Source organism: Geodermatophilus sp. SYSU D00779, assembly GCF_054050595.1.
The window spans coordinates 1-14523 of record NZ_JBJGZQ010000033.1; the positions used below are offsets into that span (position 1 = coordinate 1).

Sequence of the window (14523 nt, forward strand, 5' to 3'; positions counted from 1 at the left end):
GGGGCGCGCGCGCCGGGGGCCCCACGCCAACCGCCCGCGGGGACCCCCCCCGCCCGGGCCCGCCTCCGCCGCGGCGGGCCCGGGCCCGGTCGTGGAGCAGGTGCTGGCCGTCCGGACGCCGCTTCCCCGACGACGTCCGGACGACCGGTCTGAGCCTACGACGAGAGGTGCGGGGGCGCCGCCCCGTCGTGGCCGGTTCGTGATACAGGACCCCCTGCAGCGGGGCCTAGACCACCTGGTGCAGCCAGGTGACCGGGCTGCCGTCGCCGGCGTGCCGGTAGACCTCGAGGTCGGCGTCCCAGGCGGCGCCGAGCAGTTCGTCGACGCCGTGCCGGAACGCCTCGATGGACGTGGCGTTGGCCGCGAGGTTGCGCAGCTGCTGCTCGCTGACGACGAGGTCACCGTTGGCGCTCGTGGGTGCGCGGAAGACGCCGTGGCCGGGCACGTACGACATGCGCTCACCGTCGTTTCCGTAGCTGGCCTCTTCGGTGACCTCGAAGCGCAGCATCGGCCACGCGCGGAGCGCAGCGACCAGCTTGGCGCCCGTACCGGGAGCACCGGTCCAGGCGACCTCGGCACGGTAGGCACCGTGCGCCGCGGGCTGGTCGGCCCACGACAGGGAGACCGGCGCGCCGATGACGCGCTCGAGCGCCCACTCGACGTGCTGGCAGAGCGCCTTCGGGCACGCGTGCACGAAGACGACACCCTGGGTAGACCGTCGCTGCACGGGGCACCTCCATCGACTCGATCGGTCTCGTCTTCCCCAACGGACGATCGATTCGGTGACAGGCTGTGTTCGACGATCTCGGACCCGGGGTCCTGGTGACAGTGTGCACGATGGTCACCCGATCGCGCCAGTGCGGGCGGGACAGTTGCGTCCGGTGTGACGGGACGGTTCTGCGCTCGGCACCTACGTGCTGGTCAGTGGCGTACTGGCGGGTTGCGGCCGGGAATCCCCGATCCACCGGCACCCCACATGCCGTCCACAGGATCTCCCCCGCGGGTCCACAGGAGGTCACGGTACGAACGGGGACGTGCCGGAATCCGCTCACGCTCGGTAGCTGCGACCCGCGGGCGCGACCCGCGTCGGTTCAGGAGCCGAGCGCGGTGACCCGGTTGCCGCCGGCGCCCTTGGCCCGGTACATGGCCTGGTCGGCGCGGCCGAGGACTTCGTGCCCCTCGTCACCGGGCCGGACGTCGGTGACGCCGACGCTCGCGGTCACGCCGGCGCCGGCACCGATCCGGGCCACGGCGTCCCGCAACCGGACGGCCAGGGCCTGACTCCCGCCGGGGTCCACCTCCGCGAGGACGGCGAACTCGTCGCCGCCGAGCCGGGCCACCGTGTCGGTCCCGCGCACCACGCCGTTCAGCGCGGCCGTGACCGCCCGCAGGACGGCGTCCCCGGCGGCGTGGCCGCTGCGGTCGTTGACGCCCTTGAAGCCGTCCAGGTCGACCAGGCAGACCACCCACCCCTCGCCGGCGCCGGCCGCCGCGCGGTCCAGCCGGTCGAGGAAGGCGCGGCGGTTGAGGCAGCCGGTCAGCGGATCGGTGGCCGCCAGCACGGCGGACGTGCGCAGCAGCAGCTGCTGCCGCTCGTAGGACTCCCACTGGTTGGCCGAGGCCATCGCGCAGAGCACCGTGTAGGCGGCCATGACGACCGCGATGAAGGACCCCGAGGAGTCCAGGTCACCGCCGGCCACGCAGACCAGGTAGGCCCCGGTCATCACGGCGCCCACGGCGACGACGCCCCATGGCGGGTAGGCCACCGCCAGGAAGCCGAGGGTGATGAACAGCAGCGCGTACAGCGGGCTGCGCGCCCCGCCGTCCACCCGGGTGCCGGCGGTGACCAGCCCGGTGACCGCGAGGCTCCAGCCGTAGAAGAGCAGGCTGCCGCGGCGGTCACGGACCATCGCGGCCACCGGGAGCATGAGCAGCAGCGGCGCCGCCAGGACCGCGGTGCCGGCGAGCGCCAGGAGGACGACGGTGCGCGTGGCGGTGCCCGGGGTCAGGAGCGCGTAGCCGATCACCGCCAGGGCACTGACCTCGGTGAGCCAGACGCCCAGGCGCACGTGGCGCACCCAGTAGGCGGCGCGGTCGTCGTCGGCAGCCAGCTGCCGGTAGAGCGCGGTGCGCAGCACGGCCAGGCGGCCGCGCCGTCCGCTCCCACGGGGAGAGCGGCGGTCCGGGACCGGCCTGTCGTCCACGGCCCCGGCATCGACGCGGGGTGGTTCCCCCTTGACCGACCTCATCCCCGGAGGGTGGCTCACCGGACCGCGGCGAGACCCACGCCACGCCTGCCGCCGTCCCCCCGGGGTAGGAGGCGGCCATGCAGCTGACCCAGCACCGGGGCATGGCCGACGCCGGCCGCGACGCCGTCGGGCCGATGGTGCTCGGCGCGTGGGACGCCTTCCTCGAGCAGGCGGCGGAGGTCGACCTCGGGCGGCCGACCCGGCTGCCCGGCTGGCGCGCACACGAGGTGTGCGTGCACCTGGGCCTGTGGGACGACCACGCCGCGCTGCCCGACCTGATCGCCTCGGCGCGGGCCGGCGGGGTGGGGACGCCGCCGGACGTCGACGCCACGAACGCGCGGGTGACCGCCGCGTACCGGGACGCCTCCCGGGAGGAGGTGCTGGCCGCGCTGCGCCGGAACGGGGAGGCCACCGCCCGGTACCTCGCCGAGGAGCCGGCAGAACTCGACACCGCACCGGCGGTGGCCGTCGTCGGCCGGCTGCCGCTGCTCAGCGTCGTCCTCGGGCAGGCCTACGAGCTCGCGGTGCACGGCCTGGACCTGGTGCCCTGCGGCGCGACCCCTCCCCCGCCCGCGGTCCTGCAGTCCGGGCTGGCCGCGCTGGCCGACGTGACCGGCGCGCTGGCGGCCCGCGAGGGGGTCAGCGGCGGCGCGACGCTGGCGACGCCGGAGGGCGGCTGGGCCTTCGCCGCCGACGGCTCCGGCTGGACGGTGCGCCCGACCCCCGCCGGCGACGTCCGGGGCACCGCGGTGGAGGCGCCGGCGGACCTGCTCCTGGAGGCCGCCTCGGGCCGGGTCAACCCGGTGGCGGCGCTGGCCCGGCGACGGCTGCGGGTGCACGAGCTGGGCGGCCTGCTGGCCCTGGCGCCGATCGTGCAGTCGGCGCCGGGCATCCCCGGCGGCCCGATCCTGGCGCTGGCGGCGCAGACCCTCGGGGGCGTGGGCGGCCTGCTCGGCCGGCTGCGCGGACGACGCTGAGAGACCTCCGGGGCCCTTCTCCGAGGGTGGGGAGGACGGGGTCCTTCCCCGGTGAGGCGAACAGGGTCCTGCTTCAGCAGGCGCCGCCCAGCGCGATGCCGTGCGACTGGAGCCACGGCATCGGGTTGACCCGGCTGGCGTAGAGCCCGCCCTGGTGCACCTCGAAGTGCAGGTGCGGCCCGGTGGACTGGCCCTTGTTGCCGACGTCGGCGATGTGGTCCCCGGCCTCCACGACCTGACCGGCGCCGACGTGGAACTGGTTCACGTGCCCGTAGAGGGTGATCTGCCCGTCGCCGTGCTGCACGTACACGGCCTGACCGAAGCCGCTCGCCGCGCCGGCCTGTAGGACGACGCCGTCCTCGGGCACGTAGATCGGGGTTCCGATGGGCGCGGCGATGTCGACGCCCTGGTGCATGGTCCCCCAGCGCGGGCCGTAGCAGGACGTCACCCGGCCGGCGGTCGGCATGCCGGACGTGCCCGAGGCGCTGGCCAGCGTCTGCTGCTGCTGGGCCTGGCGGGCGCTCCACGCGGCCGCGGCGTCGGCGGCGCCCTGCGCGGCGAGCAGCCGCTCGCCGGCCAGGCGGAGCTCCTCGTCGAGGCGGGCCTTCTCCGCTGCGCGGGCGTCGTAGTCGGCCTGGGCCCGGGCGAGGTGCTCGTTCGCCGCGCGCTCGGCCTCGTCGGCCTTGCGGGCGAGCTCGCCGAGCTGCGCGACGGCGGCCCGGGCGGCGCGGTCGGCCTCCTCGACCCGCGCCTGGACGGTGAGGAACTCCTGCAGCCGGTCGGCGCGGTGGTCACCGAGCTGCTCCATGGTGGCGGCCTGCTGCAGCAACTCGGTCGGGCTCTGCGCGTCGAGGATGAGCTCGAGGTCGCCGTAGCGCTCCTCGGCGCCCATGTAGGCCTCGCGGCCGAGCTGGGCGATGTCCTCCTCGGCCCCGGCGACGTCGGCCTGGGCGGCGGCCAGCTCGGCGGCGGTCCGCTCGGCCTCGGCCTGGCCCTGGGCCAGCTGGGCGCGGGCGACGAGGGCGGCGTCCGCGGCGGCCTCGGCCTCGATGGTCATCCGCTGGAGCTGCTCCTCCGCGGCCTTGACCTGCGCCTCGATGGCCTTGACCTGCTCCTCGAGCGAGGCCTGCTCCGAGGCGGCGGGGGCGGGCGCGGCCCCGGCGACGACGGGCGTGCCGGCCAGGAGCCCGACCACCGCGGCGGCGACGACGACGGCCCGACGCGGAGCGCGCGAGCGACTGCTGGGCGACGTGGCGCAGCGGACCACGGTGTTCAGGCGGTGCAGGGTCGCCAAGGCGACGGTTCTCCCATCCTCGCGACCGCCTACCGAGTTAGCTGACGGGTTCGGGCCGGACGGCGCCCTACCTGCCTGCGCAGCACGTGCGCATGCAGGACTCACCCCAGGTGTTCGGTGGGTCCCCGGTCCGCCTCGGCCCCGGGTCGGGACGTCGGCGGTTCGGCGGGGCCGTGCCGAGGCCCCCGGTTCCCGAGGAGCTGAGCCCGGCAGGGCCGTCGGGGAACCTACACGGATCCGGGCCCCGGGTCACGATCGGGTAACGGAGCCGGGGCGCCGCCTTGCCACCGGAGCGCCGTCTCCACTACGCGGCGTCAGCGCGCGACCGCGGAACGGTGACCGGGGTGCAGGTGTGACGCGCGAGGCGACCAGCAGGAACGCCGGGATCCCGCGGATTCCCGGCCGGACCGGCCGGCACACCACGTGTCCGGTGTGATCTCGCCCACGGGACCACTCGATCGGGGGGCTGTGGACGTCGCCCGGGCGTCGTCCACAGCCCTCCTCGCTGGGTGCGGAACCCGTGTAGCGGCGCCTCCGGGTGCTGATCGGTGAGGGCCGGGAGCGAGGCCTAGGGTCGTGTCCGGACGCCCGGCGCGGAGCGCGGGGCCGGATGGCGGGAGGACGCGGGTGTCGGCCCGGAGGAAGGTCGCCGCTGCTGTCGGGGTCGCCGTGGTGGCCGGTGCAGCGGTGGCCCTGTCGCAGTACGTGCCCCCGAACGAGCGCGGCCAGGGCACGGAAGCCGCCGGCGACCTCAGCGGCTCCCTCGTGGGCGCCGGGGCGAGCAGCCAGCAGGCGGCGATGCAGGGGTGGACGGCGGGGTACTCGGCGGTGCAGCCGGGCGTCACCGTGGACTACGACCCGGTCGGCTCCGGTGGTGGCCGCGAGCAGTTCGTCGCCGGTGGCATCGACTTCGCCGGCTCGGACGCGCCGCTCGACGAGGAGGAGCTCGTCGCGGCACGGGAGCGCTGCGGCGGCGAGGTGTTCGAGCTGCCGAACTACATCTCACCGATCGCAGCGGTCTACAACCTCCCGGGGGTGGCGGAGCTGGCCCTCTCCCCCGAGGTCCTGGCCCGGGTCTTCGCCCGGCAGATCACCCGCTGGGACGACCCCGCGATCGCCGCGGACAACCCCGGCGTCGCGCTGCCCGCCCTGCCGATCACCCCGGTGAACCGGTCCGACGAGTCCGGGACGACGGAGAACTTCACCGAGTACCTGGCCGCCGCAGCACCCGGGGCCTGGCCCTTCGAGCCCGACGGCGAGTGGCCCGTGGAGGGCGGCGAGTCGGCCCAGGGCAACTCCGGCGTGGTGGCCGCCGTCGCCGGCGGGCAGGGGACCATCGGCTACGCCGACCTCTCCCAGGCCGGCGACCTCGGGGTGGCCCGCATCGGCGTCGGCGGCGGGTTCGTCGCGCCGACGCCCGAGGCCGCGGCCGCCGTCGTGGAGGGGTCCGAGCCGCTGCCGGGCCGTGGTCCGTACGACTTCGCCCTGGAGCTCGAGCGGACGACGGCCGAGTCGGGCCGCTACCCGATCGTCCTGGTCAGCTACCACCTGGGCTGCATCGCGTACGAGGACCAGCTGACCGCCGACCTGGTCGCGGACTTCATGACGTACGTGACGAGCCAGGAGGGCCAGGCCGCGGCCGCCGAGGTGGCCGGCTCCGCGCCGATCTCCGAGGCGCTGCGCGAGCAGGCCCGGACGGCGATCGACGCCATCACCACCGCGTCCTGAGACGGTCCGCGCATCTGGCAGGCTGGACACCGCGGGGCGGTAGCTCAGCCGGTCAGAGCATGGGACTCATAATCCCTGGGTCGTGGGTTCGAGCCCCACCCGCCCCACGTATTGCGCATAACCTGCAGGTTTGGATCAGACAGCAGCTCCTGCTCCACATGTACGAGGTCGTCAGCCGGTCCGCGCTTCCAGGATGCAAACGGGTCCGGCCGGCACGACGTGGGTCAGCTCGAATCCGGCGCTGGCGAGAAGCGTACGAAACTCGTCCTCGGAGCGTTCCCGACCCACCTGGTCGACGAGCATCTCAAGATCCAGAAGCGTGGCGGCGGCGAGGTCCGTCGCCCGAGAGAGGACGAACTCCACAACGAGCAGTCGTCCGTGGGTGGGGACCGCTTCACGCAGCCGAGACAGGATCTGCCTGGCCGACTCGTCATCCCAGTCGTGCAGCACGAACTTGACAAGGTAGGCATCGGCACCGGGAGGAATGCGGTCGAAGAAAGAACCGGCAATCACCTCGACGCGATCTGCCACATCCGGCGCGCGCAGGTCATCGTGCAGCGCGGCCACGGTGGAGGGCCGGTCGAAGAGCACGCCGTGCAGCCGCGGGTTCGCTTGCAGCACAGCGGCGAGCAGGTGCCCGTGGCCGCCGCCGACGTCGACCAGCGTGGAGCACACGGAGAAGTCATAGGCCGCCACAATTGCCGGCGTGAGGCGGCTGGAGACGCTGGTCATGGCCGCGTCGAAGACAGCTCCGGCCGCGGGGTCGACGTCGTTGAAGTACTGCCACAGCGACATCCCGTAGACCGCGTCGAACGCGGGCCGCCCCGTGCGGATGCTGTGCGGAAAGGCTCCCCAGGAACGCCACTCCCACTCGGACCCGAACATGCGAGCGGTGTCGCGCAGGGATTCGGGATGGGTCGAGGCGAGCGTGGCCGATCGCGGAGTTTGCGCGAAGCGCTGCTCCTCAAGCTCCTCGAACATACCGTGGGCGGCGAGGGCCCGCAGCAGACGATAGAGAGACGGGGCGTGGCTGCCCGTGGCCTCGGCGAGATCGTCGATGGACCGCGGACCATCCGCTACCAGGTCGGCGAGGCCGAGCTCCGCGGCCGTCTCGACCGCACGTGCGAGCCGTTGCCCGCGCAGCATCCCCACCACCGCGAGAATCGCCTTGTTGTCCTCCAGGGCCTGGCGGTCACTGACGGCGGATTCCGACAGGTCAACCAGGCCCGCCTTGACGGTCGGTGGGGACGGATCCGATTCCGGCTGGGTCATAACTAGGGATCCTTCACCGCTGTGTGCCCGTCGTAGACCTGAGCCGCGGCGGCCCGAGCGGTACTTCCGAGCGATGGCTGGTGGTGGAAATGCGGGGCGCCGATCTCATCGGCTTTCCCCGCAGCACGACAGAGCCTCCAGCCGCGCCGCGGTGCAGTCCACCAGCCGCGGGACCTCGGCCGGCTCTTGCAATATGGCTCGATTCAGCGTGCTGTTCAACGCCATCACGAAATTTCCGCTCAGAACATTCCGGCTCCTGGCGTCAGGATGTTAGCCGGGTCGTAGTTCTCCTTGACCGTGCGCAGGGCCTGGTAGCCCGGCCCGTGGTGGGTCCGCCAGTCCTCCCTGGTCATCGGCGTGCTGCCGATGGGGTAGAGCGTTCCTCCCAGCGCGCGGGCTCGCTCGTACATCGCGCGGGCCTTGTCCAGTTGGGTCGGCACGTAGCCCGGGTCCTCCGGCGAACCGGAGGTGCAGATGTCGAACAGGAGGACCTGTTCCTCCTTGGGCAGGCGCAGGGCGTGGGGCCGCGCGGCGTTGTCAATCGGGAACAGCAGCACGAAGCCGGCTGGCCCGAGCTCTTCCGCGGTCAGCTCGGCCAGCGCGTCAGCGACGAAGGCCTCGATGCGGGAGCCGGGGAGGAACACGTCTCTCCACACCCGCGGTAGGTGGGTCAGTCCGAGGGCCTCGAGTTGCTCGTCGACGACGGTGAAAAAGGAAGACGTGTCCAGCTCCATGACGGTGCGGGCCCCAGGGGCGCTGCGCAGCCCGGCCAGCAGTGCTGAGTCGCTGGACGTCGATGAAAAGAACTCGACCGCGTGCAGGAGGTACGACCAGCCTCCCTGAGCACCCGGCAGGACCTGCCCGTAGAGCCCGTCGACCCGGTCCCGGGTGGTGAGCGTCCGCAGATCGGCGAAGAAGGCGTCCGCGTCGTCGTACCCGAGCAGGTGGTAGCGGGCCCGGGGGGCGACTGGCATGAGCGCCAGCGTGGCCTCCACGATCACCCCGTACTGGCCAACACCGCCCAGGACGGCGGAGAACAGCTCCGGTCGCTCGCTGGGCGAGCAGGTCACGACTTCCCCCTCACCGGTGACCACCTGCAGCGCGAGGACGTTGTCCACCTGGGGACCGTGCCGGAAACTGGCCGCGCCGATGCCGCCCATCGACAGCGTGCCGCCGACCGACAGTCCGGTGTAGCCGGTCAGGACCAGCGGCGACCAGCCGAGCGGAACGGTCCTGCTCAGCACCTGCCTCCACGTCGCGCCGCCCTCCACCCGCACCACACCGTCCTGGATGGAACCGATGCCGTGCAGCGTGGACATGTCGATGACCAGCCCGCTCTCTACCTGGGCCTGTCCGGCGGTGCTGTGCCCCTGACCCCGCGCGGCGACCGGAAGCGCCTGGTCGCCGCAGTACCGCAGCGCCTCCACCACGTCGCGCACCGTGGCCGGCCGGAGCACCACCGAGGGCATGCGGTGCACCACGCGGCCGTAGTCGCGGGCGCAGGCAGTGAGGGATGCCTCGTCCGTGACGAGGCATCCCTCAAGCTGAGGAAGTGAGATCGTCATGAGCGCGCCGTCCTTTCGACGCATTGCACGGGGCTGCGCCGACGCACCTCAGGCCAGATGCTCGGACTGCTTCGGCTGCCGAGATGGGGTTCCAGGCTAGGAGGTCAGGACCAGGGCGTCCATGGCTCGCGGCCAGCGCCACGAGCTCACTGACCGCCACGGGTCACTACATCCGGCACTCCGACGATCATGTGGCCTGAGCGGGTGGAGGTCGGTTGAGCAGTCCGCGTGAGACCCGGGTATTCGACGCCTTGCGCTCGCGTGCGACCTGCGTCCATGCAAGTGAGCACAGCGCACATTGCGTGAACACTCATAATCCCTGGGTCGTGGGTTCGAGCCCCACCCGCCCCACCGGTGTTTCCAGGTCAAAGCTGCATTGGCGAGGGCGACCCGTCCGCTTCCTGTCCCGTATTCGGACTCTCAACGGCAGCTGGCCACCCATTCCTGGGCCTTCGCCACGGCCTGGTCGAACCCGCTAGTCGCGGCGGTCCCGCCGTCGAGCGAGGGCTTCCCTTGCACACCGGCCTCCTGCGCAGTGATCTCCTTGCGCTCCAGCTGCTGCATGATCGACAGGTGCGCTCTCATCGCCTCGCCCAGGTCCCGCGCGTACCTGAGAGCGCTGAGTCTGGCGTCGGCGGCCTCGGTGCAGGCAGCCGCCGGAGTCTCCTCGGGCACCTCGATGCCGCTGCAGTCGGCAAGCACAGCGTCCGTGAAGTCGAAGTACACGTCGAAGTGGTCAGTCAGCGCCACGCCGTCCTCAAGGGTCGGCCCGTTGGGCACGTCGTCATCGTCAGAACTCCGCATCTCGGCGTAATGCCGGAGGAATGCTCCCTTCATGTCGTTCGCTCCCTGCGGGTCGTCGACGTAGAAGCCCATGAGCGTGTCAGCCCACTCCAGCGCGGGTTCACACCGCTCGAACGCTTGACTGGTCACCGGATGGAAGTAGTCCGAGGCCGGCATCGTGGCCGCAGCGGCCTCGTCCGCAGTCGTCAGTGACAGCACGTCTCCCGCTCCGGTTTGGACGAGCCCGTAGTAGTCCGCCATCTCCTCGCGGTAGTCGACCATCCCCTGGTACTGGCGCTCATAGTCGTTCGCCACGCCACCGTTTTCGTCCAGGAGGGAGTACCAGGTTCCCGGGCACACGGCGGTCGGGTCGCGACGGATCTCCGAGTCGTCCTCCTGGCCCGACAAGGTGCCGGCGGGACTGATGCACGTGGCCATGCCACCGGACTCGTATTCCATGAGAGCCGACAGCGTCGGGTCCGGGAGCACTGCAGCTGGTGCCAGTGGGTCGTAGGTCCGCATGCTCAGCACCTGAATGGAATTGACGACCTGGGAGCCCGCGACGAGTCGGTGGACGGTGCTCAGGTCCTCGACCTCCCACTCGGTCACGGTGTAACGGTGCGGGTACATCCGTGGCGTCTGCACCGGCTCGCACACGTCGAGGGAGCTTTCGTCCAGAGGCTTGGACACGGCGAGCTCCTGCAGGAGCGCTTCCCGATCACCAACGCTCATTTCCTCGGTCTCCTGCGTCACCTCGCCAGCACCGCTGGGGCAGTCTCTTGCCTCCCTCTCAGGGGTCTGGACGTCCTTCTGCGCTTGCGTGTAGTCGCGGTACTCCTCGTTGCTCATGAGGGCCTGCGACACCATCTCGGGCGAGTGGCTCGGAACTGGTTCGAGCACGAGTCGTGATCCCTGGGCGACGGCAAACCACGCCGACATCTCCAGAGTGTTGAGGGCGGAGGGTCCGCTGGCCCCCGCCTGCTCCTCCTCTGGGACGTGGACGAGCACGTTGGTCTGAAACTCCTCCTTGGGCTCGAGCCACGAGCGGTCTCCGACGACCTGGCCCAGCTGGAGCGTCTGCACGGCGGCCAACTGACCGGTGCGGGAGATCGACCAGTCGTCCTGCGCCTGCGGGTCGCCGGCGCTGAAGCCGCCGTACTTCCGAATGCGGGGCTCGTCGCACTCCGGGTCCGTGACGGGCGCTAGTTCCTCAAGGAAGCAGGCGACCGCCTGCCGCTCCTCGTCCACAGCGTTGATACCTGGGATCTCGGGCCGAGCGGTCTGCGTAACCTTCGTGACCTGGTACAGGGAGGCGACGATCTGGACCTTCGCGGGGCTGTCGTTCCGGACCCTGATGGTCCCCTCGTACTGATGCGGGTCGGACGTGTTGCTCTCACTCGTCGCCGGTTTCAGATCGGTCGTGACCGTCAGTGCCGCCGCGATCGTGCCGGGCTGGTACTGCTGCGTGTACCACCACTGCACTCCGGCGAACAGCACCGTGACGGAGAGTCCCCCGGCGGCCAGGCGGGCACCCAGCGCCGTCCATTGCACCTGGGAATCGACGTACTTACGGGTGCTCCACCACCCGAGAACGGCCCCCACCACCGACGCGACCACGAGGCCGACCCACGGCACCCATGCCGGAAACGGTGGCAGCCGACTCGGAGCTAGGCCGGGTGCTCGGTACTGCATCACCAGCAGGTAGATGCCGACGAGCGCTCCGGCGACGCCTGCGGCGACTGCCGCGATGCGCCCGTGTGTACGCCGCCACCGCTTCCGCAGGAGGACCGCACTCCCCGTGAACAGAGCCAGCCCGGCTACGGCGAACGCGAGTCCCACCAGCTTGTACTGCAGGGTGGCGGCGGACAGGACGTCGAGCAGGCCCACCCAGGAGGCGAACAGACCGACCGCTCCGAAGAGGACGGCGGCTGCCCACACCGGACCGGGCACGCGGCGCCACACGGTGAGTCGCCGGCGCGGACCAGCATGGGTCTGCTCGGGAGGACCACTGGGGACCGATTCAGGAGGACTCGAGCTCATGCGTTCTCACCACTCGGCTCCGCCGGATCGCATGGTGTGGTTGCCGCGCCGCTGGCGACGCTAGGGTTACTGCGTCACGCCCTCGTCACCGGACCGTCACCGGACGTCTGCGCCCCTCGGTCCACCGCCGCTTGGGGCTGGATCCGAGCGGTGAGCCGGTCAACATTCCTTGGGACTTGAGACCATGCAAGGGGTGCCGCCGAGTACGTCGTCGAGTACGACCCGAGCCGGGACAGGCACGCCTCGGTCTGCCGTCGCCATTCCTCGGCTCCTTCGCGAGGCGTCCGCCGAAGACCCGGGTATTCGACGCCTTACGCTCGCACGTGACCTGCGTCTTGCCAGCTGAGTACAGCACACGGCGCGTGCATTCATGATCCCTGGGTTGCGGGTTCGAGCCCCACCCGCCCCACCGGTATAAGCGCAGGTCAGCGGTTCGGACCTTGATCGTCGATCATGGTGACAGGGCTCCGTGCCCACACGGCGCCCACACTATGCACCGTGACGACTGGTGACAGAGGCCCCGTGGGGCGGCGTCCATGCGTTCGACCAGCGCGCCGAGATCGTCGTCGAAGAGCCCGGAGTTGACGTCGAGAGTCATGGCCGCGGAGGCGTGGCCGAGCATCCGCTGAACCGCCTTGACGTTCGCGCCGGTGGCCAGCAGCAGGCTCGCGGCGGTGTGCCTGAGGTCGTACGGGCTGAGGTCCTCGAGCCCGGCCGCCTTGGCTGCCGGGTCGAAGAACGAGATCTCATTCACCACCCCACGCAGCCGTGCATCCCGGGTCAGTTCTGGGTCGACTTCACGCCGGTCGTCGCGGAGGTCTAAACCACCGACCGAGACGCCAATTCCTTGCGGCGACCAGCCGATGAAAGCATTATGCAAGCATGCCGCATGTTCTCGTTCGCGATGTCCCTGAGGACGTCCACGCCGCTCTGCAGCGCAAAGCCGAGCGCCGCCACCAGTCGCTGCAGCAGTACCTTGCTGTCGAGCTGCGCCACCTCGCCGAGCAACGCTCGATCAGCGAGGTCCTCGACGAGGTCGAGGCCCAGCACGGCGGTCGCGTCGGCCTGCGGGCGGCCGTGGCCGACCTGGACGAAGAACGCTCACTGCGCTGACCGTCCACGTGAGCGCACGGTGATCGTCGTCGACGCCTCCATCCTGGCCAACGCCCTCGCTGACGACCAGGCAGACGGGGAGGCCGCCCGCGGTGAACTGCGCGCCGCCGACCAGGTCACCGCGCCGGATCTGGTCGACGTCGAGACCGTGTCGGTGCTGCGCAAGCGCTGGCTGGGTCGCACCCTGACCGACCAGCGTTTCGAGGCCGCCGTCGGGCATCTGCAGCAGTTGCGTTTCGAGCGGGTGCCGACGCTTCGACTGGTGCGGCGCGCCCTTGAGTTGCGGGCCAACGTCAGCGCCTACGACGCCTGTTACGTGGCCCTGGCCGAGCGGCTGGACTGCGAACTGGTCACGGCGGACGGCCGGCTGGCCACCGCTCCTGGCCCTCGGTGCGCCATCCGCGTCCTGCGCTGAGGCCCTTCCCGCACGGAACGCCGGTCGAGGATCCCGTACTCACGCCGCACCGGTCCGCCCCGGGGGCGAGCATCCCGAGCACGACTGGCCGGACTCGTGGTGTGTGGTCCTCCGCTCCTCCCCGGCGAGGGCACGGTGCCCAGCAGGGCCTTCTCAGCGCCTCGCCGACATCGGCGCCGGTCGCCCGCTCGTGGCGGTGCGCTGACATGTCGACCGCCTGCCTGACACCGGCGTGACAGCCCGGTGCCAGGCCCAGCCCCCACGCTCGGTGCCGACCGATCCGACGAGACCAGGACCCCTGACCTGAGGGGAGCCCCGTGATGACCAGCGTCGTCCTGCACACCACTCCCGCCGCCGACACGCCCTGCCCCCGGCACGGCATGCACCGGTGGATGGCCTACTGCGCGGACTGCACCGCGTGGCACCTCGGCCGCCAGATCGCCGTCAGGGGAGCCGTCGGGCCCACCGCCTCGGTCCTCACCCTGGTGACCGGCGCCGCCCGCCGGCCCGAGCCGAGGCTCGACCCGGCCGCCTGACCGGCCCAGCCCACCGGCTGGGAGTCACGGCGGACCATCCCGTCGAGCGAGGTGTCGTTCCCACCCGCCCGATCCGGCGCAGCGCCCTGCGGATCCCCCGTGCGATCGATGGGTGACAGCCACTCCTCCCGGTCCCCGACCACGCCGATCGGGCGGGGTGGGCCGGTGGTGGACAGGTCCCGCCTCCACCGCTCATGGGCGAGATGCCGGATCGGTGCCAGGGGTCGGTCACCGACGGTCGGTGCAGCGAGGGGCACGCCCCCTCTGCGGTTCCTCCTCGCCCACGGCGGTGATGCACCCGTGATGCCGCAGTGACGTCCCATCCCTAGCGTGCCGGCGAGTGGATCACCCGAACACCGGGCGATCAGGCGTGTCGACGACCGGCCCACCGCCGGCTCCCCGAGGCCACCTCACGTGCTCCGGGGTCTCCTCCGAGCCGGCGCGATGCCGCGGGTCCCTCCGTCTGAGTCGCCCTCAGGAAAGGGAAGGACCATGCGCGTCCAACGACACCTCCGGGACGCGGTACTGACTGCCGCGGTCACCTGTTCCGC

Annotated in this window: 12 protein-coding genes, 1 tRNA gene and 1 riboswitch; of the genes, 6 read left to right on the forward strand and 7 right to left on the reverse strand. The window is 71.7% G+C overall.

Annotated elements, in window-relative coordinates; all coding sequences use genetic code 11:
- Positions 1–226 precede the first annotated feature (226 nt).
- Positions 227–727: a DUF3145 domain-containing protein gene (locus ACI79G_RS21555; protein ID WP_091223883.1), complete on the reverse strand. Its 501-nt coding sequence runs from the start codon at positions 725–727 to the stop codon at positions 227–229.
- Between the two features lie 364 nt (positions 728–1091).
- Positions 1092–2204, reverse strand: a complete 1113-nt coding sequence (locus tag ACI79G_RS21560; protein ID WP_456883094.1) for a diguanylate cyclase domain-containing protein — start codon at positions 2202–2204, stop codon at positions 1092–1094.
- 122 nt (positions 2205–2326) lie between these two features.
- Here ACI79G_RS21560 and ACI79G_RS21565 point away from each other — a divergent pair, with 122 nt between their 5' ends.
- Positions 2327–3226, forward strand: a complete 900-nt coding sequence (locus ACI79G_RS21565) for a maleylpyruvate isomerase N-terminal domain-containing protein (protein ID WP_456883095.1) — start codon at positions 2327–2329, stop codon at positions 3224–3226.
- 73 nt (positions 3227–3299) lie between these two features.
- Here ACI79G_RS21565 and ACI79G_RS21570 read toward each other — a convergent pair whose 3' ends face one another.
- Positions 3300–4520: a peptidoglycan DD-metalloendopeptidase family protein gene (locus ACI79G_RS21570; RefSeq protein WP_456883096.1), complete on the reverse strand. Its 1221-nt coding sequence runs from the start codon at positions 4518–4520 to the stop codon at positions 3300–3302.
- A gap of 11 nt (positions 4521–4531) precedes the next feature.
- A riboswitch (cyclic di-AMP (ydaO/yuaA leader) is annotated at positions 4532–4682 on the reverse strand.
- A 465-nt stretch (positions 4683–5147) separates the two neighbouring features.
- Between ACI79G_RS21570 and pstS the strand changes: the two genes are divergently transcribed.
- The gene (gene pstS, locus ACI79G_RS21575) at positions 5148–6248 is read left to right on the forward strand and encodes a phosphate ABC transporter substrate-binding protein PstS (protein WP_456883097.1); all 1101 of its coding nucleotides are present in this window, start codon (positions 5148–5150) and stop codon (positions 6246–6248) included.
- Between the two features lie 33 nt (positions 6249–6281).
- Positions 6282–6355, forward strand: a tRNA-Ile gene (locus ACI79G_RS21580).
- Positions 6356–6419: 64 nt separating this feature from the next.
- Here the strand turns inward: ACI79G_RS21580 and ACI79G_RS21585 are convergent.
- From ACI79G_RS21585 to ACI79G_RS21600, 4 genes are all read right to left on the reverse strand, one after another.
- On the reverse strand, positions 6420–7520 hold the full coding sequence (locus tag ACI79G_RS21585; protein ID WP_456883098.1) for a methyltransferase: 1101 nt from the start codon (positions 7518–7520) through the stop codon (positions 6420–6422).
- Positions 7521–7759: 239 nt separating this feature from the next.
- Positions 7760–8989, reverse strand: coding sequence for an FAD-binding protein (locus ACI79G_RS21590; RefSeq protein WP_456883099.1), 1230 nt, complete (start codon positions 8987–8989; stop codon positions 7760–7762).
- 516 nt (positions 8990–9505) lie between these two features.
- The gene (locus tag ACI79G_RS21595) at positions 9506–11818 is read right to left on the reverse strand and encodes a hypothetical protein (RefSeq protein ID WP_456883100.1); all 2313 of its coding nucleotides are present in this window, start codon (positions 11816–11818) and stop codon (positions 9506–9508) included.
- 541 nt (positions 11819–12359) lie between these two features.
- The gene (locus ACI79G_RS21600) at positions 12360–12788 is read right to left on the reverse strand and encodes a tyrosine-type recombinase/integrase (RefSeq protein ID WP_456883101.1); all 429 of its coding nucleotides are present in this window, start codon (positions 12786–12788) and stop codon (positions 12360–12362) included.
- A gap of 2 nt (positions 12789–12790) precedes the next feature.
- Between ACI79G_RS21600 and ACI79G_RS21605 the strand changes: the two genes are divergently transcribed.
- From ACI79G_RS21605 to ACI79G_RS21615, 3 genes are all read left to right on the forward strand, one after another.
- Positions 12791–13021 (forward strand): FitA-like ribbon-helix-helix domain-containing protein, encoded by a 231-nt coding sequence (locus tag ACI79G_RS21605; protein ID WP_456883102.1) that lies wholly within the window; start codon positions 12791–12793, stop codon positions 13019–13021.
- A gap of 19 nt (positions 13022–13040) precedes the next feature.
- On the forward strand, positions 13041–13436 hold the full coding sequence (locus ACI79G_RS21610; protein ID WP_456883103.1) for a type II toxin-antitoxin system VapC family toxin: 396 nt from the start codon (positions 13041–13043) through the stop codon (positions 13434–13436).
- A 320-nt stretch (positions 13437–13756) separates the two neighbouring features.
- On the forward strand, positions 13757–13972 hold the full coding sequence (locus ACI79G_RS21615) for a hypothetical protein (protein ID WP_456883104.1): 216 nt from the start codon (positions 13757–13759) through the stop codon (positions 13970–13972).
- Positions 13973–14523 lie beyond the last annotated feature (551 nt).